General features: G+C 63.3%; 28 protein-coding genes. 10 read left to right on the top strand and 18 right to left on the bottom strand.

All coding sequences use genetic code 11. The features are described from left to right. The first annotated feature begins 6 nt into the window (after nucleotides 1-6). From puhE to idi, 3 genes are read left to right on the top strand one after another with little or no spacing between them, the layout of a single operon-like run. The gene (gene puhE / locus B9A97_RS04250) at nucleotides 7-897 is read left to right on the top strand and encodes a putative photosynthetic complex assembly protein PuhE (protein WP_084363748.1); all 891 of its coding nucleotides are present in this window, start codon (nucleotides 7-9) and stop codon (nucleotides 895-897) included. Continuing rightward, a complete protein-coding gene (hemA, locus tag B9A97_RS04245) occupies nucleotides 897-2114 on the top strand; it encodes a 5-aminolevulinate synthase (RefSeq protein WP_084363747.1) in 1218 nt (405 codons plus the stop codon). Before puhE ends, hemA begins: the two co-directional genes overlap by 1 nt. A gap of 58 nt (nucleotides 2115-2172) precedes the next feature. Then, nucleotides 2173-2706, top strand: a complete 534-nt coding sequence (gene idi, locus B9A97_RS04240; protein WP_084363746.1) for an isopentenyl-diphosphate delta-isomerase — start codon at nucleotides 2173-2175, stop codon at nucleotides 2704-2706. A 104-nt stretch (nucleotides 2707-2810) separates the two neighbouring features. Here the strand turns inward: idi and pufC are convergent, their stop codons facing one another. The 12 genes from pufC to B9A97_RS04180 form a co-directional block, all read right to left on the bottom strand. Further along, the gene (gene pufC, locus B9A97_RS04235; RefSeq protein ID WP_084363745.1) at nucleotides 2811-3983 is read right to left on the bottom strand and encodes a photosynthetic reaction center cytochrome PufC; all 1173 of its coding nucleotides are present in this window, start codon (nucleotides 3981-3983) and stop codon (nucleotides 2811-2813) included. Between the two features lie 11 nt (nucleotides 3984-3994). Then, nucleotides 3995-4960: a photosynthetic reaction center subunit M gene (pufM, locus tag B9A97_RS04230; protein ID WP_084363744.1), complete on the bottom strand. Its 966-nt coding sequence runs from the start codon at nucleotides 4958-4960 to the stop codon at nucleotides 3995-3997. A gap of 13 nt (nucleotides 4961-4973) precedes the next feature. After that, on the bottom strand, nucleotides 4974-5819 hold the full coding sequence (pufL, locus tag B9A97_RS04225) for a photosynthetic reaction center subunit L (protein WP_084363743.1): 846 nt from the start codon (nucleotides 5817-5819) through the stop codon (nucleotides 4974-4976). 103 nt (nucleotides 5820-5922) lie between these two features. After that, on the bottom strand, nucleotides 5923-6120 hold the full coding sequence (gene pufA, locus B9A97_RS04220) for a light-harvesting antenna LH1, alpha subunit (protein ID WP_084363742.1): 198 nt from the start codon (nucleotides 6118-6120) through the stop codon (nucleotides 5923-5925). 12 nt (nucleotides 6121-6132) lie between these two features. Next, nucleotides 6133-6354, bottom strand: a complete 222-nt coding sequence (pufB, locus tag B9A97_RS04215; RefSeq protein ID WP_084363741.1) for a light-harvesting antenna LH1, beta subunit — start codon at nucleotides 6352-6354, stop codon at nucleotides 6133-6135. 116 nt (nucleotides 6355-6470) lie between these two features. Further along, complete coding sequence (locus B9A97_RS04210) at nucleotides 6471-6704, bottom strand: hypothetical protein (RefSeq protein ID WP_084363740.1); 234 nt, start codon at nucleotides 6702-6704, stop codon at nucleotides 6471-6473. A 43-nt stretch (nucleotides 6705-6747) separates the two neighbouring features. Further along, nucleotides 6748-8199 carry a chlorophyllide a reductase subunit Z gene (gene bchZ / locus B9A97_RS04205; protein WP_084363739.1) on the bottom strand — a complete coding sequence of 484 codons (1452 nt, stop codon included), beginning with the start codon at nucleotides 8197-8199 and terminating at the stop codon, nucleotides 6748-6750. Next, nucleotides 8193-9692: a chlorophyllide a reductase subunit Y gene (gene bchY / locus B9A97_RS04200; protein WP_244564127.1), complete on the bottom strand. Its 1500-nt coding sequence runs from the start codon at nucleotides 9690-9692 to the stop codon at nucleotides 8193-8195. Before bchY ends, bchZ begins: the two co-directional genes overlap by 7 nt. A gap of 102 nt (nucleotides 9693-9794) precedes the next feature. Further along, nucleotides 9795-10802: a chlorophyllide a reductase iron protein subunit X gene (locus B9A97_RS04195; protein ID WP_084363737.1), complete on the bottom strand. Its 1008-nt coding sequence runs from the start codon at nucleotides 10800-10802 to the stop codon at nucleotides 9795-9797. Continuing rightward, the gene (gene bchC, locus B9A97_RS04190) at nucleotides 10799-11737 is read right to left on the bottom strand and encodes a chlorophyll synthesis pathway protein BchC (RefSeq protein WP_084363736.1); all 939 of its coding nucleotides are present in this window, start codon (nucleotides 11735-11737) and stop codon (nucleotides 10799-10801) included. The genes B9A97_RS04195 and bchC overlap by 4 nt, the downstream gene beginning before the upstream one ends. 103 nt (nucleotides 11738-11840) lie before the next feature. Next, entirely contained in the window at nucleotides 11841-13019 is a 1179-nt protein-coding gene (locus B9A97_RS04185) for a methyltransferase (RefSeq protein ID WP_210189675.1), read from the bottom strand. A gap of 9 nt (nucleotides 13020-13028) precedes the next feature. Continuing rightward, nucleotides 13029-13901, bottom strand: coding sequence for a polyprenyl synthetase family protein (locus tag B9A97_RS04180; RefSeq protein WP_084363734.1), 873 nt, complete (start codon nucleotides 13899-13901; stop codon nucleotides 13029-13031). Nucleotides 13902-14003: 102 nt separating this feature from the next. On the opposite strand from B9A97_RS04180, the gene crtD reads away from it, so the two are divergent. Together crtD and B9A97_RS04170 are read left to right on the top strand one after the other, a co-directional pair. Further along, complete coding sequence (crtD, locus tag B9A97_RS04175; protein ID WP_084363733.1) at nucleotides 14004-15575, top strand: 1-hydroxycarotenoid 3,4-desaturase CrtD; 1572 nt, start codon at nucleotides 14004-14006, stop codon at nucleotides 15573-15575. Nucleotides 15576-15643: 68 nt separating this feature from the next. Next, on the top strand, nucleotides 15644-16438 hold the full coding sequence (locus B9A97_RS04170; RefSeq protein WP_244564124.1) for a carotenoid 1,2-hydratase: 795 nt from the start codon (nucleotides 15644-15646) through the stop codon (nucleotides 16436-16438). A 13-nt stretch (nucleotides 16439-16451) separates the two neighbouring features. Here B9A97_RS04170 and B9A97_RS04165 read toward each other — a convergent pair whose 3' ends face one another. After that, the gene (locus B9A97_RS04165; protein WP_084363731.1) at nucleotides 16452-18104 is read right to left on the bottom strand and encodes an LTA synthase family protein; all 1653 of its coding nucleotides are present in this window, start codon (nucleotides 18102-18104) and stop codon (nucleotides 16452-16454) included. Between the two features lie 88 nt (nucleotides 18105-18192). Between B9A97_RS04165 and B9A97_RS04160 the strand changes: the two genes are divergently transcribed. Beyond that, on the top strand, nucleotides 18193-19101 hold the full coding sequence (locus B9A97_RS04160) for a lysylphosphatidylglycerol synthase transmembrane domain-containing protein (protein WP_244564123.1): 909 nt from the start codon (nucleotides 18193-18195) through the stop codon (nucleotides 19099-19101). A gap of 25 nt (nucleotides 19102-19126) precedes the next feature. Here the strand turns inward: B9A97_RS04160 and B9A97_RS04155 are convergent, their stop codons facing one another. Continuing rightward, nucleotides 19127-19900 (bottom strand): CDP-alcohol phosphatidyltransferase family protein, encoded by a 774-nt coding sequence (locus B9A97_RS04155; RefSeq protein WP_084363729.1) that lies wholly within the window; start codon nucleotides 19898-19900, stop codon nucleotides 19127-19129. A gap of 6 nt (nucleotides 19901-19906) precedes the next feature. After that, the gene (gene ribA / locus B9A97_RS04150; RefSeq protein ID WP_143530320.1) at nucleotides 19907-21007 is read right to left on the bottom strand and encodes a GTP cyclohydrolase II RibA; all 1101 of its coding nucleotides are present in this window, start codon (nucleotides 21005-21007) and stop codon (nucleotides 19907-19909) included. A gap of 252 nt (nucleotides 21008-21259) precedes the next feature. On the opposite strand from ribA, the gene B9A97_RS04145 reads away from it, so the two are divergent. The 4 genes from B9A97_RS04145 to B9A97_RS04130 are packed head-to-tail and all read left to right on the top strand — an operon-like array spanning nucleotide 21260 to nucleotide 24495. Further along, the gene (locus B9A97_RS04145) at nucleotides 21260-22258 is read left to right on the top strand and encodes a zinc-dependent alcohol dehydrogenase (protein ID WP_244564122.1); all 999 of its coding nucleotides are present in this window, start codon (nucleotides 21260-21262) and stop codon (nucleotides 22256-22258) included. A 7-nt stretch (nucleotides 22259-22265) separates the two neighbouring features. Then, entirely contained in the window at nucleotides 22266-22664 is a 399-nt protein-coding gene (locus B9A97_RS04140) for a 6-pyruvoyl trahydropterin synthase family protein (protein WP_084363726.1), read from the top strand. After that, nucleotides 22661-23704: a glycosyltransferase family 4 protein gene (locus B9A97_RS04135; protein WP_084363725.1), complete on the top strand. Its 1044-nt coding sequence runs from the start codon at nucleotides 22661-22663 to the stop codon at nucleotides 23702-23704. Before B9A97_RS04140 ends, B9A97_RS04135 begins: the two co-directional genes overlap by 4 nt. Further along, on the top strand, nucleotides 23701-24495 hold the full coding sequence (locus B9A97_RS04130; RefSeq protein WP_084363724.1) for a methyltransferase domain-containing protein: 795 nt from the start codon (nucleotides 23701-23703) through the stop codon (nucleotides 24493-24495). Before B9A97_RS04135 ends, B9A97_RS04130 begins: the two co-directional genes overlap by 4 nt. Here B9A97_RS04130 and B9A97_RS04125 read toward each other — a convergent pair. The 3 genes from B9A97_RS04125 to B9A97_RS04115 all read right to left on the bottom strand — a co-directional run bounded on the left by B9A97_RS04125 (nucleotide 24451) and on the right by B9A97_RS04115 (nucleotide 26914). After that, nucleotides 24451-25254, bottom strand: coding sequence for a RibD family protein (locus B9A97_RS04125; RefSeq protein ID WP_084363723.1), 804 nt, complete (start codon nucleotides 25252-25254; stop codon nucleotides 24451-24453). The two genes, B9A97_RS04130 and B9A97_RS04125, sit on opposite strands and share 45 nt — an antisense overlap. Nucleotides 25255-25261: 7 nt before the next feature. Further along, nucleotides 25262-25798, bottom strand: coding sequence for a cytochrome b (locus tag B9A97_RS04120; RefSeq protein WP_084363840.1), 537 nt, complete (start codon nucleotides 25796-25798; stop codon nucleotides 25262-25264). A 234-nt stretch (nucleotides 25799-26032) separates the two neighbouring features. Next, a complete protein-coding gene (locus tag B9A97_RS04115; protein ID WP_084363722.1) occupies nucleotides 26033-26914 on the bottom strand; it encodes an intradiol ring-cleavage dioxygenase in 882 nt (293 codons plus the stop codon). Between the last annotated feature and the right edge of the window lie 2 nt (nucleotides 26915-26916).

The raw sequence follows: 26916 nt of genomic DNA, 5'->3' as shown, positions 1-26916 counted from the left end.
TCGCTGATGCCGCTCGCGCACCCGCTCGCCGTCGTCCTGATCGCCATCTCCGTGTGGTGGCTTTCGACCGGGCTCGTGCTCGCGCTGGTCTATCGGTCCAATACCGCCCGCCGCAGCCTGGTGCTGATGGCGGTCATGACACTCGTGGGCGCCGGCGGTTTCGGCCTGATGCTGTATGGTGCCGCTCAACAGACAGTGCTGGGCTCCTATGCGGGCTTTTTCGGTGCCCTGCTCATCTGGGCATGGCACGAGGCAGCCTTTCTTTCGGGGCTGGTCACCGGGCGGCGCAGCCAGTGCCCTGTCGGGCTTATTGGTTTTGCCCGTTTCAAGGCCGCCTGGCAGGCCGTCCGGGACCATGAAATTGCGATCCTGATCACGGTCCTGCTGCTGTGGTTTGCCCTGTCGGATGCCGCCAATCTTTACGGACTTGCCGCCTTCGGCCTGCTCTGGGTCATGCGGATCTCGGCCAAGATGCTGATCTTTCTGGGGGCACCCCATGCCGTCAGCGAGCTCATGCCGAGCGGCATCACGCATCTGAAGCGGCATTTCCGAACGGACCGGACAACGCCGCTGTTTCCGATCCTGCTTGCCGCAGCCACGGGCGTATTTGCAATCCTCGTGATCGGCGCCGCCAGGTCGAGCGCGGATCACGACGTGGTCGGGCATACGCTGCTCGCCACCTTCATGGCGCTCGCCATCATCGAACATCTCATTCTTGTCCTTCCCGTCTCCGACACCGCGCTATGGCGCTGGGCGATGGCGCGCAAGGACAAGCGTAAACCGGCACAACGCCGTCCATCGGACCGCGTCACGGCCATTCAAGGAGCGCTACCCGCAACGCCCAGGGCGTCATGGGGAGCCGTCGCACACGATACGATCGGGAAGAGGAAAGACTGATGGATATGCTCCAGCACATGGAAGATGCACTCGCAGGGCTGCACAAGGCCGGCAATTATCGCGTGTTTGCCGAGCTGCAGCGCCACTGTCAGGCCTTTCCGAAGGCTGCCTTCCATCACGCGGATGGGGAGATCCGCGATGTCACCGTATGGTGCTCCAACGACTATCTCGGCATGGGCCAGAACCCCATCGTCACGGAAAGAATGATTGAAGTTGTGCGCAAATGCGGGGCAGGCGCCGGCGGCACCCGCAATATCTCGGGCACCAACCACTACCATGTGCTGCTGGAGCGCGAACTGGCCGATCTGCACGGCAAGGAGGGCGCCCTGATCTTCACCTCGGGCTATGTCTCGAACTGGGCAGCGCTCGGCACGCTGCTCGGGAAGATCCCGGGCATCATCTGCTATTCCGACACGCTGAACCACGCCTCCATGATCGAGGGCATTCGCCACTCCCGCTGCATCAAGCGGCAATTCCGCCACAACGACTACAAGCACTTGAGGGAGTTGATGGCGGCCGACGATCCGGCAGCGCCGAAGCTCGTGGCCTTCGAAAGCGTCTATTCGATGGACGGCGATATCTCGCCGATCCGCGAGATCTGCGACGTGGCCGACCAGTTCGGCGCCATGACCTATCTCGATGAAGTCCACGGTGTCGGCATGTATGGGCCGCGCGGTGGCGGCGTGGCGGAGCGCGAAGGCCTGATGGACCGCATTACCGTTATCGAGGGCACGCTGGGCAAGGCCTTTGGCGTCATGGGCGGCTATATCACCGGTCCCTCTGTTCTGATCGATTTCGTCCGGTCCTTCGCATCGGGCTTCATCTTCACGACCGCGATTCCGCCGGCACTGGCGGCCGGCGCCACCGCCTCGATCCGTCATCTCAAGGAAAGCAGCTTCGAACGGCACCTGCACCAGTCCACGGTGGCCAAGGTGCGCAAGGCGCTGGATCAACGGGGCATCCCCCATATGCACAATCCGAGCCACATCGTGCCCGTGATGGTAGGCAATGCCTCGAAGTGCAAATGGATCTCGGACGTGTTGCTCCACGACTTCGGCATCTATGTGCAGCCGATCAACTATCCGACGGTCGCCGTGGGCACCGAGCGGCTACGCATCACGCCGACCCCGCTGCATAGCGAAGGCGATATCCATCACCTGGCCGATGCGCTTTCGTCGCTATGGTCGAAATGCGCCCTGGCGCGCGCCGTTGCATAACGGCTTGCCAAGGGCCACATGGGACGTCTAGACACGCAAAGACGATAGCGGAGCGATCATGACAGCGGGTATCCAGATTCCGGCCATCGCGGCCGACGGCTCGCTCTACTCCATCGACAAGATGCAGGCCCATGTCGATGGCGTTCTGCATCTCGCCGTATCGGTCTTCATCTTCGATGGCGATCGGCTGCTGATCCAGAAGCGGGCATCGACCAAGTATCACTGCTCCGGCCAATGGGCCAATACCTGCTGCACGCATCCGCATTGGAACGAGAGCCTGGAGATCTGCGCAGAGCGCCGATTGCAGGAGGAGCTCGGCTTCACCGTGCCGCTGACGCGCCACCAGACGGTGGAATATGCCGCCGATGTCGGTTCCGGATTGCGCGAGCATGAACGCGTCACGCTGTTCAGTGCCGAGGTGGACAGCCGATCGCTCGATATCCGCCCGGCGCCCAGCGAAGTCGATGCGGTGCGCTGGGTTTCGCTGCAACAATTGAGGCTGGATCTTATCGCCAGCCCCCAGGATTTCACGCCCTGGCTGCGGATCTATCTGCAGCGCTTCCCCGGCCTGACCTTCAGGCACGCGGCCTGACACTCATCCGCCACTGCCACACCCAGTTTCCACACTGCAGACAATAAAAGAAGGGGAGCCCCGAAAGCTCCCCTTCCTCTTGCGGCCTGCCTTGGGAGGCCGTCTCAGTTGCTCGACGGTTCGATCTTGAAGGGCAGCATGGCGGATGCTGCCTGCTGGTCGTGGGTCAAGGCGGGCACATGGCTGCTTTGCGGGGCCGGCGCCATGATCTGGGTCGTCCCGGGCTGATAGGTGCTGAAGTCCGGTACGGTGGTGGGGCCCTTCTTGCCGAGGGAGTCCATGTATTCCTTCAGCATCGAGACGCCGTAGAGCGGTTTTTGCACGCCTGCATGGCAGGTCGCGCAGCCCACCTTGAACACATCGCCTTCAGGTCCCTTGCGGTGATCCGGAAAGACGGGTGTCAGGCCGACCATGTAGTTGGCATTGAGATCGCGCGCCATGCGGATGCCGTGCCAGGCGGTGACGCGCTGGGGCGGGCTCTGGTCCCAGTCATTGAAGGCGCGGGAATTGTGGCAGGTGACGCAGTTGACCCCCAGCGATTCCGACATATGCATCATCAGCGACCAGGTGGCTTCCGTCTCCTTGGTGCCTGCCAGGTTCGTGCCGGTCGGCAGAGCCGTGGTCGAGTGGACGCGGATCGGCTTGTCGCCCAGCAGGTAATCCTTCAAGGCATTCTGCGGCAGCGACGACCCACCGGCAAAGGCAGCGACGACATTCTGGCCCTGGCGGTTCTGGGTCATGTTGCCGGCCGGCTTGGGTTCGAGATCCTCGTACCAGTAGTTTGCCGGGATCGCCTGGCCACGGTGACAGGTGTAGCAGGTGGCGCCGACCTGGCCGACATGGGCCTGCCAATCGACATTGATGGCCTGGGTCATCTGGATCATGCGACGAGCGACCACCTTCTGGTAGATCTCGTCGGAGGCCATATTCTCGGGATTGTGGCAATAGTTACAACCGGCTTCCGGAGCGACCCATTCGGTGATCGAGGCCATGAACTGGTTGAACTGGTCATCGGAGAGATCCCCGAGCACCTGGACGTTCTGATAAAGCGCGCTGGCCTTGTCGCCCGTCGGATCGGGCTCCCAGGGGGCGGGCGGCACAACGTTGGCTGCCTGCAGCGCCACCTGCTTTTCGAGGTCGCTGTGATGGTTCATGCCGGTGCCACGATAGCCGATCTGCTGGCTGGCAACCGGCGGGGCATCCCAACCGGCACCGACGAAGCTGGCGATGGTCAGCAGCGCGCCGGCTGATGCGGCGAATGGAATCCAGAGTTTCATCGTCCTTCTCCCTATTGCGCCGCCGGATCGACCACGCCGGGCCACAAGGTCGGCAGCGGTGATACGAGACCGTGATTGACACCCCACAGGTACCAGTTATCGACAACCGTTCCGGTCAGAAGGATGCCGATGCCGCCGGTGAGCGGGGTGAGGATGGCAAACCACCAGGCCCAGCGGTGAACGGATTCCATGGTCGCGTTGAAGCCCATGGTCCAGCGCCAGAACAGGGCCGCGCGTTCGGATGCCGTGCCGCGATCGGTGATCTGTTCCAGCTCGCGCTCGCCGCCATATTTGCCAACGGCCAGGATCGTCGCGCCGTGCATGGCAAACAGCAGGACCGAGCCATAAAGGAAGACAATCGAAAGGCAGTGGAACGGATTGTAGTAAAGATTGCCGTAGCGGATGGACAATGCAGCCGTCCAATCCAGATGCGGGAAGATGCCAAATGGCACGGCTTCGGAGAAATTGCCCATCAGCAGCGGGCGGATGAAGCCGAGCACCAGGAACAGCCAGATCGACGAGGCAAAGGCCCAGGCCACATGGGTTCCCAGTTCCAGCTGGCGGGCGCGCCGGTAGACCCGGACCCACCACAGAAGTACAGACAGGGTCAGGAAGAAGCCTGCCATCAGCCACCAGCCGCCTTCGGCAAGGGGTGGCAGGATCTTCAGCCCGTATTTCGCCGGTGGCGGCTCCAGACCCAGCCAGAACAATTGCCGGACGAACTGGATCGGATCCCAGCCCACCGAGGCCAGCATGTTGAGACCGATGATTTCGAAGGCGATGAAGCCGAACACGATGGACAACGTGCCAAGCCAGCCCAAATAGATCGGTCCGATCTGCGCATTGCCGATGATGCCGAACAGGCGCACGTAGAATGGTTGACCGGTTCGCGGGCTGTCGCCCCGCGGCAGCGGCATTCCGTGTTCCAGCGGTCCGGTGACCTGGATCGGCGTGATGATGTTTTGATATTGTGCCATGGTCCGGCCCCCCTCAGCGCCAGATCGGCAGCTCGAGCCACCAGTTCCACCACTGCGGCCAGCCTTGGTTCCAGAAGGGCCCGCTGATCACGATGCAGACGGCGCTCCAGAAGCCGGCATTGAGTGCCAGTATCAGGCCCAGCCGATGGATGCCGAGCGTGCCGATCGAATAACCGATGATGTCGCGGAAGAAGGTATCTTCATATTCCGGCGTCTTGACCTCGGCCTGCTTGCCGGGCTCGTCGATCGAGGCGCCGGGATTGGCTGCGGACAGGATGAGGCCGCCATGCAGCGCAAGCGCCATCGTCGTCGTGAAGAAGAACGACACGGCGATCATGTGGGCCGGATTGTAATGGAAATGCAGATATTGGTAGCCCACGTTCGACACCCAGTCGAGGTGGCTGAAAATTCCGTAGGGAAAGCCGTTGCCCCAGGCGCCCAGCAACAGCGGCCGGAAGACGACCAGCGTGGCATAGGCAAAGATGGCGAAGGAAAAGGCAAAGGGCACGTGATAGCCGATGCCGAGCTTGCGGCAAATTTCGACCTCTCTCAGCGCCCAGGAGATGAAGGCCCCGAGCGCACAGACCGTGATCAGCTGCCAAAGCCCGCCTTCCTTCAGCGGCGCGAGCGCCAGGCCATAGGAAAGGTCCGGCGGCGCGATCGAGATCTGCCAGATATTCCAGGTCGGGCCGATGGCCGCGCCATAGAGGATCAGGGCCGTGCCCAGGGTGGCGAAAAAGGCCGTGGTCACCCCGAAGAAGCCGACATAGAACGGCCCGATCCAGAAGTCGAACAGATCGCCGCCGATCAGCGTTCCGCCTCGCACGCGATATTTGCGTTCAAAACTCAGCAGCGCCATTTACGTATCCTCCAGAGGTGGTCAGCCGGTTGGCGATGTCGTCGTTCCAGATTGGCGGCGGGCGGGACCGTTTGACCGGCCGCGCCCGCTGCCGATTTGTGCTTCAGCCGATAAGGCGCTGACCCGCGTCCCATGAGATGGACTGTTCGATTGCGCTGGTCTTGAGGGGCTTGCCCTCGAGCCAGTTGAACCGATCCGTGCTCAACAGGATGAAGTGGATCAGAATGGCGAGCGTGAACAGGAATACGGACAGTGCGACCAGCGCTTTGCGCGGATCGAACATCAGCCAGATTCTCCACATGTTGCGCTCTCCCTATGCCAACATCGGCAGAAGCGCTTGAGCCGTCTGGTTGATGTGTTCCAGGGACACATAACCTTCTGGCCCCGGGATCCAGGGACGCCACATCCACACCAGGATATGCGCGACGATCGCAATCGCCGTGAATATCATGAAGCCTTGGATGAACAGTCCGTGGAACTCGCGAGCTTCGCTTTCGGTCAGACCCGAAAGTGAAACATTTGATGTTTCAGCCATCAAACTCACCTCCTAGTCTCGAACACCGCGGCGCCCCCGCGGCGGGGTTCCGGTGACACCGCGAAAAACGGCACCACCGGGGCATTGTCGGTGTCGAGAACACCGGCAAACAGATGTCACGCGTGGAACGCGTAACCGACAGCTGCATAGGCCGCAGAACGGGCCTCGGCGAAAACCGACTGGTCCGGCCGGCTTGCGTGGCTGTCGAAATACAAGGCGATCCGATGGGTGATCGCCGCAATCAGGCACAAGGGATAGGAGATCAGGAACAGCTGCCGCATGAGGGCACGCTCCGACCTGCGGTTCCGCTCAGCGTCCGTGGCCATCTTGTATGTGCTGCTGCGATGCATGCTCTACCTCCTTGCCGTCCATCGACGGGTCGTGAATTCCTGGTCAGGCATAGGCGCCGGTCAGCCTGGCTGCGCCCTCGACATGACGGCTTGTGACTTCCGCGGCATTCTCGCGCCGTGCCTCCCGCTCGGCGGCGTCGCGCAGACGCTTGGCAGCCGAGATGCGGACAAGCACGGGTTCTTCGCTGATGCGCCGTTCGATCTGAGCCTGCGCATCGGCCGCCCAGGGCAATTCCCCGCTGCGGCGTGTCGTGGTGGGCTCGATGGCATCGAGCTCTCCCGCCTTTGGCAGGATCTCGAACAGCATGTCGAAGAGGGCGTTGCAGACCTCCTGGATCAGCCAGCCAGCCCCGGAATAGCCCATGACCGGCGTGCCGGTATGGCGACGCACAATGGCGCCGGGATAGGACAGCTGGATGAACTTGCCGCGCTGCCCGCGCTCGGCCATGTACATGCGCTCGTTGAACGAGCCGAACATGATCATCGGCGGCTTGCCAGCGACGAGGTCCTGTACTGCCTGGTTGTCGGTCTTGGCTCCCGGCTTGCGCGGTACGGCGAAGGTGCAGGGCAGCCCCATCTCCTCCTCGAGGAAATTGCGCAGGCCGCGCGTATAGGTCTCGTTGGCAACGACCGCAAAGCTTGCCGTCGCGAAGAAATCCTGGGTGACCGAGCGCCAGAGATCCCAGAGCGGTTTCAACGTGGTGTGTTTTTCCCGCGTGATGAAAGGCTCGGGGTTCAGCCCCAGCAATTCTCCCAGAGACCGCAGGAAGGCGGTCGTCGAATGGATGCCGATCGGCGCCTGCAGATAGGGGCGGTCCAGCGCCTCGCACAGAAGCCGGCCAAATTCCCGGTAAAGGCAGATGTTGACGTCGGCATCAGCGAGCTTGCGGACATCCTCCAGATGGCTGCCGAGCGGAAAGACCATGTTGATCTCCGCGCCGATGCCTTCCACGAGGCGCCTGATCTCGGCCAGATCGGACGGCATGTTGTAGGTGCCGTAGATCGGTCCGATGATATTGACCCGGGGCTTAGCACCCTCTGGCCGGCGGCGCGGCGCAGGCACCTTGCCGCCCTTGGGGCCGAATTCGGTCCAGAGCCACTTCAGCGCGCGATCGGCGCTCTGCCATTGGTCTTCGTCGATGGTGCGCGGCAGGAACCGGACGATATTGGAGCCCTCGGGCGTCACGCCGCCGCCGATCATTTCGGCGATCGAGCCCGTGACGACCACGGCCGGCAAATCCGGATCCAGCGCAAGCCGCGCCCGCTTCATGGCGCCTTCGGTGCCGTGCTGGCCGAGCTCGTCTTCCGACAGGCCGGAGACGACGATGGGCAATTCATGGGGCGGCAGGGCGTCGGTATAGTGCAGGACCGAGGTCACCGGCAGATTTTCGCAACCCACGGGGCCGTCGATGATCACCTGCAAGCCCTTGATGGCGGTGAAGGCATAGACACTGCCCCAATAGCCGCCAGCCCGGTCGTGGTCGAGGATCAGCATCCGATACTCTCCCCATTGTCGACGGCGTTGCGCGATTGCTTGACCTTGGCGGCATATTTCTTGCGGTACGCGCTGCGATCTGCCGGTACGTCCTGCCAGATGCCGGCGGTATCGCCGCTACCCACGCCCTCGAAAAAGGCGTTCATCGCCAGGAAACGATCCTTGTTGGCGATGGCGGCATTGATGACCGAGGGCAGGGAGCCGGGGCCAGCCGGCCCCATCAGCGGACGGGCCGAAATCAGGTTGGTGAAATAGAGTGCCGGAGTGGCGGCTTCCTTGGCCTTTTGCACCACCGGGGTCGTGCCGATGGCCAAGTCCGGACGAAACTCTTGGAATGCGGCGATATCCTGCTCCAGCGAGGCGCGGAAGCGGACGATCACGCCATGGGCGGCGAGCCATTCGGCGTCATCGCTGTTGTAGGGCGTCCTGGGACAGGCGGTGCCGACATAGCGCAGATCGGCACCCAGCTCGACGAGCAGCCGCCCGACAAGGAGCTCTGAGCCTTCATAGCCCGACAGCGTGATCCGCCCATTGATGCGGTTGGCCGCCAGTCCCGCCGAGATTGCTCCGCGCATGGCGTTGCGGCTCCCATCGATCAAGGCCTGTGGGACGTTGCAATTGCGACCGATCGCCTGAAGCCAGGCATCGGTGCCATCAAGGCCGATCGGCGCGGAGCCGACGATGCTGCGGCCGGCGGCTTTGAATTCGCGGAAAGTTGCGGTGTAGAACGGGTGGATCGCGGCCACCGTGGCGCAATCGAGTGCGGCATAGAGATCGCGCCACTCACGCACCGGAATGGTTGGTCCGACGGCAAGACCCATCGGCTCCAGCATGCCACCGATGACGACGGGATCGACGGGGAACATTTCGCCGACCAGGGTGACGGTCGGCTTGTCCTTCAGCCCCGCGCGGGGCCGCTGAACCGGGCCGGCCTCGGCCTCCTGGCGGGCATAGGACAGCATCGCGGCGGACAGGACGTCCTTTGCCTCGGCATGGGTCGGCACGCCGAAGCCCGGCACGTCGATGCCGACGATGCGCACGCCATCGATCTCGCGCGGCAGCATCTGCAGCGGAACGCCTGATGCCGTCGGCACGCAGAGATTGGTGACAACAATGGCGTCGTATTTTTCCGGATCGGCCATCTGATGCACGGCCTCGACAATGTCTTCATAGAGCTTGCCGGTGACCAGCGTTTCCGAGCTGAACGGCACATAGCCGACCGAACGCTTGGCGCCGTAGAAATGCGAGGTGAAGGTGAGCCCATAGACGCAGCAGGCGGAGCCCGACAGGATGGTTCCGACCCGGCGCATGCGCAAGCCGACGCGCAAGGAGCCGAATGCGGGACACATGGATTGCGGCTGGTCGTGGGGTCCCTTGGGATAGTCTGCCTCGAACCGGTCCATCAATTCGCCCTGGCCGGCGGCACGCGCTGCAGCCTTGGACAATTCGGCGCCGCCATGGCAGCCGACGCCGGCGGAGGCATCGGCTGCCATTGCGTCCGCGAAGAATGCGGCATCGGTGCCGGCGGGGGCGGACCCGCCGGTGTCTTCTGGCTCGTATTCTTTGCGAAGGTCATCCATGTTTATGCCCTGCTCTCAAACATTGTCGTAGACGACTTCCAGCGACGGCCGTTTCAGCGCGCCTGTGGCGCACATGTCTTCCGGCAGGGCTGGCTGGAGCTTGTAATCGGCGCCCGTTTCGCTGGCGTCGAAGAGGCCGAGCAGGCCATCCTGATCCAGGGGGCGCGGCAGCACCGGCGGTGCCTCGGCGAGGTTGATCGACAGCGCCTCGAAGAGAGCGCCCCATTGCGAGTCATGGGTGCCGATGATCTGATAATTGGCGCTCTTGCGGCGGATATCGTCATCCTGCGGGATCGAGGCCAGCACCGGGATGCCGACGGCTTCCGCGAAGGCCTGGGCCTCGCCCGTGCCGTCATCCTTGTTGATGACAAGGCCGGCCACGCCGACATTGCCGCCGAGATTGCGGAAATATTTTACCGCCGAGCAGACATTGTTGGCCACATAGAGCGACTGCAGGTCGTTGGAGCCGACGACGACGACCTTCTGGCACATGTCGCGGGCGATCGGCAGGCCAAAGCCGCCGCAGACCACGTCGCCGAGGAAGTCGAGCAGGACGTAGTCGAAGTCCCATTCGTGAAAGCCAAGCTTTTCCAGGGTTTCAAACCCGTGGATGATGCCACGCCCGCCGCAGCCGCGGCCGACTTCCGGCCCGCCCAGTTCCATGGCGAAGACGCCGTCACGCTTGAAGCAGACGTCGGAGATCGAGATCTCCTGGCCGGCTTCCTTGCGGCGCGAGGCCGTCTGGATGATGGTGGGGCAGGCGCGGCCACCGAACAGAAGCGACGTGGTGTCGCTCTTGGGGTCGCAGCCGATCAGCAGGACCTTCTTGCCCAGTTGGGCCAGCATGTAGGAAAGGTTGGCGAGCGTGAAGCTCTTGCCGATCCCGCCCTTGCCATAGATCGCGATGATCTGCGTTTCCTTGGTGACCTTGCTGGTGGCCGGCGCATCCGGCTCTATGGCGGCCTCCTCGCGGAGGTTGTCCTGCAGGCGCTCAAGGCTGTCTTGCGCAAGATCGAGGCTCATGCGGCATTCCTCCAGTCGATGATCATTTTTAGGCAGTTCAGGTCTTGAAAGGCAGTCTGGTAGGCGGACTGGGCATCGGCCGGCGAGGCGCGATGGCTGACCAGCCCCTTCAGCGACAGGCTGCCCGCCTCGACCAGTTTGATGACATCAATGACGTCATCGGGACGAAATTCCGCGGCGATCGACAGTGTCAGCTCGCGCATGAAGGCAGGCGCAAACGAACAGCCGATGCGTTCTCCATAAAAGCCGGCAAGCACCAGCTCGCCAGGCCTTTGCAAACGCGCGATCACCTGGTCGATCACGTCGACATTGCCGCTGGCATCAATGGCGGTGCCGTATCGGCCGTCGGTGTCATCCTGCGGCGCCACCACCTGGTAACCCAGGGCACCATCGCGCCGGGCCGCAGCGGTTTCCCAGACAACCGGCGCCGGAAAGCCGAGCGCGACAATCGTGCGGGCAATCAGCCGGCCCAGGGTGCCGTGGCCGACCACGAGGCCGATAGGCCCACGGGCACGGCGCACGGCATGCAGGGCGGTCGCGGCCAGCGCCAGCAACACGGCGTCCTCTTCCATCGCGCCGCCGACAGCGAAGACCCTGGCACCCGGCACCACAAGCCGCGAGGCCGTGGCACCGAAAAGTCCGGCGGCGCCCTCGAAGCAATTGGCACCGGGCACAAACACAATCTCGCCCGGCTGTCTGCCCGAGGCAGGACCGGCCGCAACGACGCGTCCGATCGATTCGTATCCGGGGACCAGCGGATAGCCCATGCCCGGAAAGGCGGGCATTGTGCCGCTGAACAGCATCTTCTCGGTGCCTGTGGAAATGCCGCTGACTGTCGTTTCGACGACCACGTCACTCTCGCCGGCGGCGTTGAGCGAAAGGCGCCTGACGGCAACCTTTCCTGGCCTGTCGAATATGACGGCGTCTGCCTGCATCTCAGCGCCTCCCAGCACCCGATCCCCTTATGTGTCATATTAAATTGACATTATAATGTGTCAACTCTTATTTACACTTTCACGCGATGATCGCGAACCTGCTTCAGCGCACAGCCGTGACGAGGGTTGCAATCAGGGGATTGGGGGTTGCAACGGTCTTGACCCCGGCAAAGCCGGCAGCCCACAGAAGAGCGGCGATCTCGGCATCGCTGCGGCAGCGGCCGGAGCCCATGGCGAGGAAATAGATGCCGAAATAGGCAGAGGCCAAACGTGCGCCTTCGGCGCGTCCGTTCATGGCCTCCGCGACGATGAGCCGTGTTCCCGGCCGCAAAGACCGGTGGAGATTGGCAAGGATTGCGGCAACGCGTGCATCGTCGTGGTCACACAGGACCCGGACAAGGGTGACGCAATCGGCATCGTCGGGAATGCGGTCGCGGGTGAAATCCCCGCCATGAACCTGCGTCCGCTGACCAAAGCCGAGGCTATCCAGATGATCTCGCGCCCGATCAGTGACCGCTGGAAGGTCGAACAGCCTGATCTCAAGGGACGGATGGGCGGCCGCAGCCGCGGCAAGAAAGGCGCCTTCGCCGCCGCCGACATCGAGCAGCACACGCACGCGGGCGAAGTCATGGCTGGCGAGGATACAGGACGCCATCATCGCCTGGCTTTCTCGCATCAGCACGGAATAATCCGCCACCTCATCAGCCCCAAGCGAATCGGGACGCGCCTCGCGCACATAGGACCAGTAGCGGCGCAGCTCCGTATCCGTCTCGCGCGTCCGCAACATCTGGTCCGGATCCGTGAGGTCACGATAGAGCATCTCATGATGGCGGATCATTCCGGCCAGGCCACGATCGCTTGCCAGGATGACGCCGGCATCATCCAGCAGCCAGAGGTCAGGCGATGCTTCCATCAGCAGGCCGAGATCGGCATTTGCCCTGAGCAGGATCTTCATCCGGCCCTCGTCCAGGCCGAGCCGAGCGGCGAGCTGGCCCGACGACAGCGGCCCCGGAGCCAGCGTCTCGTAGAGACCAAGCCTCACGCCGGCCAGCAACACCTGCGAAAAGATGAAGCCGCCGGTCAGGCGAAACAGATCGTTTGCCTTGCGGTTGGCAATGGCGCGCAGCAGCGGCGTGCGGGCAATGGCATTGCGGAAACCGGGCGAGGCCAGCAGGCGATTGCGCCACAACCGCAAACGAATGCGCAAGGGGTGGCTCGCGTGATCCGCCGTTTGATGCAGCGGCTTCATTGGCTGATCGCTGCTGGTGGCGCGGCTTGCCATGGTGCCGGCCTATGCCGCTACGGTTTCGGCGAGGTTCTTCGGCATGAGGCGCGTCGCCTCGTTGCGGATCATGGCGCGAAAAGCGTCCTGGCCGGCGCAATCCGGTACGCTATCGGCCGCGGTATTCACCAACATTTTCAGATGCTTGAGCGCGCCTTCGATGCCGAGGGAGAGCACGATATTTGGCTTGCCGTTGCGCGTGTCCTGGCCGGCGGGCTTGCCCATGCTTCCGGATTTGCCGATGGCATCATAGAGGTCGTCCGCGACCTGGTAGGCGGAGCCGAGGGCATCGGCCAGGACCAGCCAGTCCTGCGGATTGCCGCCCGAGGACAAGGCGCCGGTAGAAACGGCGCCGGCAAACAGCGAGGCGGTCTTGGCGCGGTGATACTGGTCGATATTGATCTCCGGCTCGCTTTCCCAGGCCTGGCCGGCAACAAGGCCGTAAGGCGAGCCGACGGCCTTGGCGATGGTGGCGATCAGCGGCGCTGTCAGCCTTGGCGCATGCAGCGTCTCGCGGGCCACCGTCTCGAAGGCCGCAACGATCAGGCCGTCGCCGACCAGAAGTGCGATCTCCTCGCCAAAGGCCTGGTGCACCGAAGCCTGGCCGCGTCGAGTCGCGGCATTGTCGAAACAGGGCATGTCGTCATGCACAAGAGAGGCGCAATGCAGAAGTTCGATCGCCGTAGCCGCGGCGGTTGCGGCCTGCGGGTCGTGGTCGCCACAGGCGGTCGCAACGGCGAGGCACAGCCTGGGCCTGATGCGCGCCCCGCCGGGAAAGACGGCATGGCGCATGCCCTGGGCGAGGAGGGGTGGGCAGCCATTGGCGGTTGCAAACCGCAGGGTCAGCTGCATTCCGGCTTCGATGCGCTCCGAGATATCCATCTGGCCATCCTCCCAGTTATGTCAATTTTGGTTGACGAAAATGAATGTCAATTTAAATTGACACAAGATCATCGAAAGTCAACGCGGCAGGGAGCGAGCGGCATGAAGGAAACGGTGGCGATCATCGGTGCCGGCATGGGCGGGCTTTCCGCCGCCATCACGCTTGCGGCCGCCGGCTTCGGCGTCACGGTGATCGAAGCGGCGCAGGAGCCGGGCGGAAAACTGCGCCAGGTCTCTTCCGGCGGCCGCCTGCTTGACGCCGGCCCGACTGTCCTGACGATGAAATGGGTCTTTGATGACCTCCTGTCGCGCTGTGGCACATCGCTCGCTGACGAGATCGGCCTCGACAAATGCGATGTGATCGGCCGCCACTACTGGCAGGGCGGCCAGCAACTGGACCTGTTCGCCGATGTGGCGGAAAGTCGCCGCGCCGTGGCGGACTTTGCCGGTGCGCGGGAGGCGGCGGGCTTCCAGCGCTTTGCCGAGGACAGCGCCCGCGTCTACCAGCTGCTGGAGCGCAGCTTCATCGATGCTTCGCGTCCCAACCCGATATCGCTCTCGGCCCGCATCGGCCTGCACCGGCCAAACGCGCTCCTGGCGCTCAAGCCTTTTTCGGCTCTATGGCCAACCTTGGAGAGCTATTTCAGCGATCGACGCCTGATCCAGTTGTTCGGCCGCTATGCTACCTATTGCGGCTCCTCACCTTATCTGGCGCCTGCCACCCTGATGCTGGTGGCCCATGTAGAGCAGGCGGGTGTCTGGACAGTGAAGGGCGGCATGCATGCGCTCGCCCGGCGCATGGCGGATATCGCCCGGGATTTCGGCGTCGAGTTTCACTTCGACGAGAAGGTGGCGTCGATCGACAAAGACGGCTCCGGCAAGGCGGTGCGCGGCGTGACGACCGATCGCGAGCGGCATATTCCGGCACAGAACGTGATCTATAACGGCGATGTCGCCGCCTTGTCCCACCTGTTGGGCGATGCCCCTTCGCCGCGCGGCGGCCAACAGCGATCGCTTTCGGCGCTCGTCGCTTGCGGGGTGGCGTCGCCCACAGGCGTGCCGCTCAGCCATCACACGGTATTCTTCTCGGAGAATTACGGCGAGGAGTTCGATGCTGTCTTTGGCCGGAGCCTGCCGCCTGACGATCCGACCGTCTATGTCTGCGCCCAGGACCGGCCAGCGCAGCGGGATGGATCATCGGCCGTCGGGAGCGGGGCTGCCGAGCGGATCTATTGCCTCATGAACATGCCGGCCAATGGCGACAGCCATGGCTATTCGAAAAGCGAGGTCGACCGATGCCTGTCTTCGATGGAACGCCGGCTGCGCAGGAACGGACTGAGGCTGGATCTGGACCGCCAGACAACGGCGATCACGACGCCGGATCGGTTCGCGAAGCTCTATCCGGGAACGGGGGGCGCGCTATACGGCATGGCCTCGCATGGATGGATGGCATCGTTCAGCCGGCCAGCGGCGAGGGGGCCGTTGGGGGGACTCTACCTGGCGGGCGGGAGCGTGCATCCGGGGCCCGGCGTGCCGATGGCGGCGCTTTCGGGCAAGATCGCCGCCGAGCGGCTGATGGCGGACATGGCTTTGCACGGCCGGTCCCGCCGGGGGGCTATCACTGGTGGTATGCGGATGCGGTCAGCGACTGCGGACGTTTCGCCTTCACGGTGATCGCCTTTTTGGGTTCGGTCTTCTCGCCCTATTACCATTGGTCCGGCCGCCGGCGACCAGAGCATCATGTGGCGTTCAATGTCGCGCTCTACACACCGGACGGCAATGTCTGGGCGATGACCGAGCGCGGAGAGGCGAGCCTTTCCCGAACGACCGACAGTCTGACCATTGGCCGCAGCAGCATGGAGCTGCGGGACGGCAAGCTCTTGATCCGCTTTGACGAAACGGCGCTTCCCTGGCCCGGTCAGCGGCTCTGGCCCAAGGCATTTGCAGGCGCAATCGAGATCACGCCGAAAGCCACCTGCGAGGATCTGTGTCCGCTGGATCGGGCGGGCCACCACTGCTGGTCACCGCGCATACCGACAGCCTCCGCCGTCATCACTTCAGACGCACTGCCGGGAGGAGGCTGGCATGGGCCGGCCTATCACGACATGAATTACGGTGATCGTCCGATCGAGCAGGACTTTGTCTCTTGGGACTGGGCTCGCGGCAGCGGCGAGCGGGACGATGCGACGGTCATCCTCTATGATGCGGTGATGCAAACAGGCGAGCGCCGCCGTCTCGCCTTGCGCACGTCCGGCAAGGGGGAGCTTACCGAGTTCTCCATGCCGGAGCGCCAGGCACTCCCGGGCGCCTTCTGGGGTGTTAAAAGCGGCATTGCCTGCGATCCGCAGCACAAGCCGCGCCTGATCCAGCCGCTGGAAGATACGCCCTTCTACACGCGCTCCCTGGTCGATACCGTCGTGTCGGGCCAAGCGCTGACCATGGTGCATGAAACGCTGGATTGCCGTCGGCTTGCCAACCCGCTGGTGCGGCTGATGCTGCCGTTTCGCATGCCGCGACGTAGCGGCTGGCAGGCCTGACGGGATATGACGGTCAATCCCCGGTGAAACGCTGGATCAGGATATCGCGCAGGCGGTCCATCGAGCCTTCTGGCGTGGCGTTGTCGGGGGTCATTCCCGCAGTAAAACCATCGACGCGGAAGCTTTCGACCAGTGTCGCATCCCGGCTGATAATGTGGACCGGCACCGCCCTCGAAGCGTCCGGTCCCGTGACAATCGATGCCGGCTGGTGGTCTCCGAGCACGACAAAGACGGCATCTTCGCCGAAGCGCGCGATGTAATCGCCCAGGGTTTGCAGGGTGTAGTCGATCGTCTCGATATACTGACGACGCACGCGATCGGGATCGGCCCAGACGACAGCGGGCGCATCTCCCGATTCGGCCTGGCTGTTGAAAACGATGCCATCGCCGACGCTTGCCCAATCGATGAGCTTTGGCACCGGCGTCCAGGGCGCATGACTGGAGATCAGCGCGATCTCCGCCATCACAGGCTTTCCCGCAGCCCGCGCCGGTTGGCGCGCCAGGCGCTCGAACGCCGAGAGCGTGTATTGGTCGGGCATCGTTATCCAATTGAACGGCTTGCCGCGATAGCCCATATCCTTGGCGGCAAGTATGGTGTCATAGCCGTAATAGGCCGCCTCCGGCCAATCCATGGTGATGGCGGGCATGATGGCCACCGTCTGCCAGCCGGCAGCCCCGAATGCCCGGTTTAGGCTCGGCCAACGGCTCGACATCAGCAGGTCGTAGCGCGCCTGGTTATCGACCCAGAGACCGGACATCAGCGTGCCATGCGCCAACCAGCTCAGGCCGCCCACTGTCGGCGAGCGGGTCCAGCCGCTTGCCGTGGCAAAACCCGCCGCCTGCAACTTCTGTTGGACGTTTTCAAGTCGCGGCTTAATCATATCGGCATAGCGCGGGTCCTCCACGGCGCTTCGCCCATAGGATTCGAAGAAGATGACGATGACATCGCGACCGGCGACGCGGTCGAAACGCGCGGTCTGGATGGCGCCGGCGCTTCCACCGAGCTGTGCCTCGAAAGCCCTGATATCGCTGATGGATTGGGACACCAGGGACAGGCGATCCTGCAGATAGGTTGCCACGCGCATCTCGGCAATGTCGGCGGCGCCGGCGCGCGGACCGGCGGCCCAAAGGACGACACCGACGCCCATGAGCAAAGCAAATCCCGCCAGCGCTATCCTTCGGGCCTGCGCGCCGAAGCGATTGAGCTGCAGGGCGGCCCAGCAGAAGAGCGACAGCACCATGGCGATCAGACCGGATACAAGCCCGATGACGGCGGCGGCGCCCACCTTGCCGACGCTGCCCGAGAGCACGTTCCAGCCGTCATACATCATCTTGATGTCGAGATAGGGGTTGAAGCGGCGCTGGAATGCGGAGATCACGCCAACATCCGCGAGCTTCAGGAACAGCAGCAGAAACACGGCCAAGGTCGCGACGGCCGCCACCATCAGGGCAAGGCGCGAGGGTAGCCAGAGCAGGGTAAGCGCCACCAGCGGCACCTCAAGGGGAAGGCGGGCGAAGGCCTGGGGGTAAAAGCCCTCGGGATAATCCGGCATGGCGCAGGCGAGGAAACCGATTGCCACGAACAACAGGGTGGCGCATATCGCCTTGCGTCCTGTCACGGGCGCGGCCTGGCGATAAAACTGGCTATGGGAATTGTCTGATTGCATGTGCTTTCCCCCGCCGGAGCTAGCCAATAAACTGACTTGAGATGGTCAACGATCGAGCCCACAGGAGCCCCTCATTAGCAAGCTGAAGGTGTTTTCCATAGCGGCGGGCGTGATGCTGATCGCCGGCGTTCTGCTTGCTGTCGATCCGGCCGGCGTGTGGCGCGCGCTGCAAAAGGTGCCGCCCGGCCATGTGCTGGCGGCTTTTGCGCTCGTCCAGCTGCAGGTGGTGCTGTCGGCCCTGCGCTGGCGTTTCACCGCCCAGCGGCTCGGTCATTCGATTCCGGTGTGGCTGGCGATCCGGGAATATTACCTCGGCACCGTGCTCAACCAGACCCTGCCGGGCGGCATTATCGGCGATGCGGCGCGGGTCTATCGGGTGCAGCAGGAGGAAGCCGGCGGATGGAAGCGGGCTGCCACGGCGGTGGCGCTGGAGCGGCTTTCGGGCCAGCTGGCGTTTTTCCTGCTGACCTGTTGCGGCCTTGTCGCCTGGGTCACGCTCTTGCCAGAGCAACTGCCATTGGCGGCCGCTGAGCTGTTCTGGACCGTCGCGACGCTGGTGGGCGCTCTCGCCGTCGGGCTCGCCCTCTTCGCTAAACCGCTCTGGAGGCGTTTCGGCCGATTTGCACCTGATCTTGCCGCGGTCTTCTGGGAAAGGGGCGCAGCCGTGATCCAGCTTGGGCTGAGTTCCCTCGTGGTGGGCACCTATGTGCTGACCTTCGTCATCGCCTCCGACGCCATCGGCGCGCCCTTGCCGCCAATCGCGGCTGTCACGATCATCCCGCTCTGCCTGCTCACCATGCTGATCCCGATCGGCATCGGTGGCTGGGGCACGCGCGAAGCGGCGGCGGCGGCCCTCTGGCCACTGTTCGGCTTCACCGGCGCGGAAGGTCTGGCAGCGAGCCTGCTCTATGGTCTTCTTTCCCTCGTCGGGGCTGCCCTTCCCGGCGTCGTGGTGCTGGTTTTGTCGATTGTCCGCGGAGCAGGTAGGACGAGCTGAAGCCCAGCCCAAAGCACGATTTCCATCACTCGCCACGGTCTTGGCGACGCAGCAGAAACAGGCTGTCCACGGCAAAGGAATAGGTGAGCAGGCCCAAAGCCATGGCCGCAAGCCATGATGACACCGGCGGCGCAATGCCGGGCACCAGGATCAGGCACAGCACCGAGACCTGCACGACGCAGATCGCCTTGCGCCGGAAGGACGGCGGCAGCGCGCCATTGAGCTGCGGCAGCGGGTATTGCGCCAACACGAAGAGGTAACGCATCGCGCCGATGAGCAGCACCCACGGGCCGGCCTTGTCGAGCAGCAAGGCGGCGGCGGCCAGGCAGAAGATCAGCAGCGCATCGACTTCCATGTCGAAACGCGCGCCGAGTTCCGATTCCTGCTGGTAGCGGCGGGCGAGATAGCCATCCACGCCGTCGAGCGCCAAGGCGATCAACACGATCGCCATCAACGCCCAGAGCATGGCGTCATGAGGCATCTCTGCAAAAAACACAGTCGCCGCAACCATGCTGACAAGCGCCGCACGCACCGCCGTCACGCTATTGGCAAAACCAAAGCGTTCGAAGCGGTGATGCCTCAGGCCGGCGACGACCAGCCCGAATATCACCAGCAGCAACGCGGCTGCCGCAGCAATCGCGCTCATCCCCAAAGACAGATGGGAGGCAGCCCAGGTGTAGGTGGGCACGGACAGCAGGAAGATCGATCCCATGACCGTCAGAGCGCTGCTTTTGAGGGATGGCGGCGGCGCGCCAAGGGCAGCCGAACGCGATGCAGACGGTTTCCCAGCCGACGCCATGCCTTGTTACTCCGCAGCGATCAGTGTTTCGATATCGAGCATATGGCCGGCCCGCGCGCGCTTGGTGCGCAGGTAGCCCTCGTTTTCGACCGTGACCTCGCCGGTGACGGCGACACGGCGATGGACTTCAACGCCGCCTTCGACCAGGGCCGCGATCTTCGTCGGGTTGTTGGTAAAGATGACGACCTTCTTGATCTCAAGCAAGCGCAGCATGGCGAGTGCGGCTTCATAGCGGCGATGATCACTGCCGAAGCCGAGCTCGGCATCGGCGTCGATGGTGTCAAGCCCAAGATGCTGGAAGCCATAGGCGCGCATCTTGGCGCCGATACCGGTGCCGCGTCCTTCCTGGTCGAGATACAGGAGCACGCCGCCGCCCATGGCCTTCAGTGAATGCAGCCCATTGCGCAACTGGTCGCCACAATCGCATTTGAGCGAGCCGCAGAGATCGCCTGTGATGCATGAAGAGTGAATGCGGATCGGGACGGGCGCATTGAAATCCGGCTTGCCGACGATGATGGCCACCTGGTCCTTCTGGGCGAGGCCGCCGCGGAAGACGACGAACTGGGAATCGCCGAGATCACGCAAAGGCACGCGGGTGCGCACCACCATGTCGAAATGCTGGCGTGCGCGGCCGGATGCGGGAAGGTCTGAGTGATTGAGCGAGCAGCAGCCGGCAAAACGATGGTCAATCCCATCGATATCGGCGCAGACCATGGCGGGCAACAGCAGAGCAAGGCGCGCAAGCTCCGCCGACTCCGTCATCAACGGCGTGGCGGCACGCCAGCTTGTCGGCGCGGAAGCGCCCAAGCCGTAAGCCAGCTGCGACGCCTGGTCGAAGGAAATGCCGGCCAGCGGCACAGAGATATCCGTAGCGGTTCCGGGGATCAGCCTGTCGGCGCGATGGGATGTCAGCAACAGCGCATGCCGGCCTTCGGTGGCGGCGGCAAACTGGTCGTAGACGGTCGGGGCAACACAATCGAGCGACATCACGGCAAGCCGCTTGCCACCACCGTTCAGCACAACCGGTCGGCCAAAGCGCAGTTCTGCGACCGCGCGCTCGACCTTCACTTCAGAAGAGATAAATTCAAAACCGTAGCTGTCTGACATTTGGTACTCTCCAAAATTTTTCATCATTGCCCCTACGTAGATAGGTCAGATTCGGATCACTGCAGAAAATTCAGGGGCTGTTCACAGATTTGTCACCTGACGCATATGTGGCTCTCGTCGCCGGAAAAGTTCAGATGACAATTGCGCGCGATGACCGGCGCCCTATTTGACGTCTCGCCGGAAGAGGCGGTGAACCTTTTTTCGCTATCCGGTAACACAGTCACAAGCAGTGGAATAATGGAGAGATCGGCGATGGAAGAAAGTTCGGTAGGCTTCCGCAGTCGGTCACTCTGGATTGCGGCCGCTCAGCGCTGCGAAATCAGGGAAGAGGCGCTGGCCGCCCCGCTTGCGGATCAGGCGCTGGTGCGCATGCTGTTCAGCGGGGTGAGCCGCGGCACGGAAAACCTCGTCTTCGCCGGCCGCGTGCCGGTAAGCGAATTCGAACGCATGCGCGGCCCCCATATGGGCGGCGGCTTTCCCTTCCCCGTGAAATATGGCTATGCCGCCGCGGGGTGGGTCGAGGCCGGACCTGAGGAGCTGGTCGGCACCTCCGTGTTTTGCCTGCATCCGCACCAGGATCTCTTCGTCGTCGACGCGGCCTCGCTGGTGGCCATTCCCCATGGCGTGCCGGTCGAGCGGGCCGTGCTGGCGCCCAACATGGAGACGGCACTGAATATCGTATGGGACGCCGGGGTCCAGCCGGGCGACAGGGTCGCCGTATTTGGCGCCGGTGTCGTCGGGGCGCTGGTCGCCTATATCGCCTCGCGCATCATCGGCACGGAGGTGCATCTTGTCGATCGCAATTCCGCGCGTCGCAGCCTCGCGGACAGATTGTGCATCGGCTTCTCCACCGACGCCGAGGTATCAGGAGAGTTCGATGTGCTGATCAATGCCTCTGGTTCCGGCGAGGCGCTGAGCCGCGCCATCGAGGTCGCGGGCCAGGAAGCGCGCATCATCGAAGCCAGTTGGCATGGAGACCGGCCGGTGAGCCTGCCGCTCGGCGGCGCCTTCCATGCCCGCCGGCTGACGATCGCGAGTTCCCAGGTCGGTTCCGTGCCTCCGGACCGGCGCGCCCGCTGGAGCTATGGCCGGCGCCTCGCCAAGGCGCTTGACCTGCTGCGGGACGATTGCCTTGACGCCCTGATTTCAGGCGAAACCGATTTTTCCACCCTCGAAACCGATTATCCCGCCGTTCTGGCCAATCCAGACACGCTCTGCCACCGTATCCGTTACACCAGCGAAAAAAAGTGAGACCCTGATGTTTGCAGTCGAAGTCCGTGATCACATCATGATCGCCCACAGCCTACCCCGCCCCGTTTTCGGCCCCGCGCAGGGCATGCATGGCGCAACCTTCGTGGTCGATGCCGCCTTCTTTACCCGGGATGTGGATGAGGACGGGCTGGCGGTGGATATCGGCGCGGCTACCACTGTTCTGGGCGAGGTCCTGAAGCCCCTCAACTACCAGAATCTCGATGAGTTGCCGATTTTCGCCGGCAAGGTCTCCACGACAGAGGTGATCGCCAAGCATATCTTCGACGAACTGGCGCGCGCCGTTGCCGACAAGCGGCTGGGGCCGGGAAGCCACCGCATCTGCCGGATCAAGGTGACATTGCACGAATCCCATGCGGCGCGCGGCTGGTACGAGGCCGATCTTTGAGCCAAAGCCTCGTCTTTGCCTATCCGGGAAATCTCGAACTGAAAACCGGTGGTTACGCCTATGACCGCCGGGTGATCGAGGGATTGCGGGCAGGCGGCTGGTCCATCACTCTGCTGTCCCTTGGCGAGGGTTTTCCCGTGCCCACCGCGGATGTGCTGGACGAGGCGGAGCGACGGCTTTCGGCCTTGGCCGACGGCACTCTGCTGGTGATCGATGGCCTGGCCTTCGGTGTGCTGGACGGCTGGGCGGAGCGTCACGCCCACCGTTTCAACCTCGTGGCCCTGGTGCACCACCCCCTGGCGCTGGAGACCGGTATAGATTCCGCGGAGCAGGAGCGCCTGCGCCGCAGCGAGGTGAAGGCCCTGTCTTTTGCCCGGCATGTGATCGTCACATCGCCCATGACCGCGCGGGAGCTGGAGGCGACTTACGGCGTGGAGCCCCAGCGGATGACGGTGGCCGTTCCCGGAACCGAAAGGGCCGCCATATCACCAGGCAATGGCGATCCGCCGCATATCCTGTCGATTGGCACGCTGACCCCGAGGAAAGCCCATGACGTGCTGATCGCGGCGCTGAAGCGTGTGGAGCACCTGCCATGGCGTGCGACGATCATCGGCAGCCGAACTCTGAGCCCGCAAACCGCAGCGAGCCTGCAGCATCAGCTTGACAGCAGCGGCCTTTCCGGACGCATCACGCTTGCTGGCGAGACTGACGATGTGAGGGCGGAACTGGCGCGGGCCGACATCTTCGCACTGGCCAGCCGCTACGAGGGCTACGGCATGGTCTTTGCCGAAGCGCTATCCCAGGGGCTGCCGATTGTGGCCTGCCAAGCCGGCGCCATTCCCGATGTGGTGCCGGAAGAGGCGGGCTTTCTCGTTCCGGTCGATGATGTCGAGGCGTTCGCCGCGGCCCTGGAACGCCTTCTGTCCGACCCTGTTCTCAGGCACAAAAAGGCGAAGGCGGCCCTGGCCGCCGGGGCCAGGCTGCCGAGCTGGAACGACACGACCGAGATCTTTGCAAACCTGTTGAGGACCGTCCAATGAGTGGATTCGACAAGGACTGGCTGGCGCTGCGCGAGCCGGCCGATCGCGCCGCGCGCCACAAAGCCCTTGTCGACAGGCTGGTGCGGCATCTGCAAAGCACGGCCTCGCCAAAGCTGATGGATATCGGCTGTGGCACGGGCTCGACCTGGAGAAGCCTGGAGGCCGACATGCCGGCGGAGGCCGCTTGGCTGCTGCTGGACAACGATGGCCTGCTGCTGCAGGAGGCCATGCGTCGCATCGGCCCCGACCGCGGCGTGACGGTAAGGCAGCACGATCTCAACGACATCGACGGGCTTCCACTTGACGGCGTCAGCATCGTGACGGCATCAGCGCTGTTTGACCTCTGCTCGGAACCCTTCTGCGCAGCCTTCGCGCAACGGCTGGCGACCGCCGGCAGCGGCCTTTATGCAGCTCTGAACTATGACGGGATCATGGACTGGTCCGTCACCCATCCCCTGGACCAGAAAATGGTTGGTTATTTCAACGATCACCAGCGGACGGACAAGGGATTTGGCGTGGCGCTTGGACCCGATGCGACCGACTGCCTAGCCCAGGTATTGTCGCAACAGGGTTATGCCGTTCACATCGAAGACAGTCCCTGGCTGCTGGACGCGGCATCCGCCGATCTCCAACAGGAATTGCTGAATGGCCTGCGCACGCCCATTGTTGAAATGTCGGGCTTACCGACCGACACCGTGGATGAATGGCTGCAGTTTCGCCTTGCCGCGATTAGCGCGCCGGGAAGCTCATGCCGGGTGGGCCACAAGGACCTGCTCGCTCTCCCGGACTGAGACTTTTTCCTCGCCGAAGTGACAGTCAAAAAGGATGTCGCTGCCCAGGCTGTAGATATCCGTCTTTGGCCGGTGGGCTGCGGAAAGCCGCTCGATCGGCGGCAGGGCAATGCCGGCCGGGCCGGATCCGATGATCAGCGGCGAGATCGTCACATGCAGCCTGTCGACCAAGCCGGCATCGATGAAACGTGCAATGGTGCGGGCGCCACCTTCCACCAGGATCCGCATGAGGTTGCGTCGTGCCAGCGCGTCGAGAATGTCTTGCGGGTCGAGCCCGCTAGGCGTGTGCGGCAAGGTGATGACCTCAGCGCGCGGCAGGCGGCGGCTCGGGGCTGTCGCGCTGCGGAACACGATCACGGGCGCGCCGCCATCGTGGAACAGGCCTTCATCACCAGTAAGCGTGCTGTGACAATCGATCACCACGCGCACCGGCGCCGGGCCACGGACCATGCGCACGGACAGCTTGGGATCGTCTGCCTTGACGGTTCCAACGCCGACGATGACCGCATCCACCAGCGCCCTGCAGCGATGAAGATGGGCCAGACCATCGGGCCCCGAAATATCGCGCGCGTCACCGGCCGGCGTTGCCACCCGGCCATCCAGCGATTGCCCGACCTGGGCCAAGACGAAGCGTCCGCGGGCACCGGCGATCGGCGCATACAGGCGATAGGCGGCATTCTGGGGCTGGAACAAGGCGATGCCCTGCCGAAGCGCGAGCAATCGGTTCCAGCTTGCCTCTGTCATGTCGATGCTATGCATGGGCGCCCTAGAGAATTCGATAGAGGGTGTTGTCGCGCCGGATCACGTGATGCAGCAGAACGGCGCCGATATGTAACGCAAACAGAACCAAAAGGGTCCATGCGCTCCATGTGTGGATGGCAGAAAGGGTCCAGGCGATATCAGGCGCCTTGCCGAGTGGGCTCCAGATCGGCAGGAGGCCGAACCAAACTAGCGGAAAACCGTGGGCATTGGTGGCGAGGAAGCCGCTGATGGGCATGACGATCAGAAGGGCGTACATCAGTCCGTGAACGGTGGTCGCAGCCATGCGCTCGAAGGCCGGGGCATCGGATTGCGGCGGCCGGGACACCAGCCGGTTGCCGACGCGCAGCAACATCAGCCACAGGACCAGAAAGCCGAGGCTTTCATGGATCAGATAGAAATCGAGCATCACCTCGTTCTTGGTGAACTGGATGAAGAAGCCCAGGGGCCATGTGGCGAGCACCAGCACCGCGACGATCCAGTGCAGGAGACGCGAGCGGGCCGAATAGGGCGCGACACGGATCACCGTATCACCGCCCTGCATCGCGCTGTGTGGCGGACCGACACCACTGACATCAGACATGATGATCTCCTCCGTTGATCATATCGCCCGTATATCCATCCGACACGCGAAGGCGTGCTAGTTTGGATATATGAATGTGCTTACGCAGGATATTTTACCTGGATCGCACAGATAAGCGAGTTACGGAGGAGTTGAGCGACTTTCACGGCGAATTGATCTGCCGTGCCGCTCAGTCATGTCGGTACTTATTTTTTCTTAGCCTTTGCCCACGAGAACGAAGTCGTGCTTCACCTGCCAGAACTCCTCGGTGAAACCATAATCCGCCGCCCGTTTTGCATCCTTGCTCCGCTCGAACTTGGCGAGCAGGCTTTCCTTGACGCCGAACACGGCATCGGAATGGATATACTGATCATCAGGATCGAAGATATGGGTGACGAGGGTCTCGTAGCCTTCGGCCTTGATGATGTAGTGCAGATGGGCCGGACGATAGGGATGGCGGCCCAGCTTGCCGAGCAGTTGCCCGACCGGGCCGTCATCGGGGATCGGATAGAATTTCGGCTTCACGGCGCGGAACCAGTAGTGTCCGTCCGGCCCCGTGCGGAAGACACCGCGCAGGTTGAAGTCGGGCTGGATGCCCTTTTGCTGCACGTCGTAGAAGCCTTCGTCATTGGCCTGCCAGACGTCGATCACGGCACCCTCGATCGGCTTGCCCTGGGTATCGAGGATGCGGCCTTCGATCACCATGTCCTCGCCCTTGGAGTCCAGGCAGATATTGGCGCCCATCGGCAATTCGGGAGCATCGGCCACGTGGAAGGGGCCAAGAACCGTGCTTTCCGAAGCGCCCGTGGGTTTGCGGTTGTTGACCGCATCGACCAGCATCGACACGCCGAGAACGTCTGAGAGCAGAATGAATTCCTGGCGCCATTCGTTGCACATCTGGCCGGTGCGGGTGAGGAAGAGGACCGCCTCCATCCATTCGTCTTGCGTCGGCTCCAGTTCCTTGACCGCCTCGTGCAGCTTCCGGGTGATGACCTCCATCACCTGCTTCAGCCGCTCGTCCTTGGCATTGGCGTTGCGACCCGTCACGACCTCGACGGAGGTCTCCTCGGTGAAATAGCCCTTTTCATGCGCGTCCATGA

Origin of the sequence: Rhizobium sp. RU36D, assembly GCF_900176345.1 — a bacterium.
Lineage (GTDB): Bacteria > Pseudomonadota > Alphaproteobacteria > Rhizobiales > Rhizobiaceae > Allorhizobium.
Note: the sequence above shows the minus strand (reverse complement) of the source record. Positions and strands in the feature narration are given on the sequence as shown.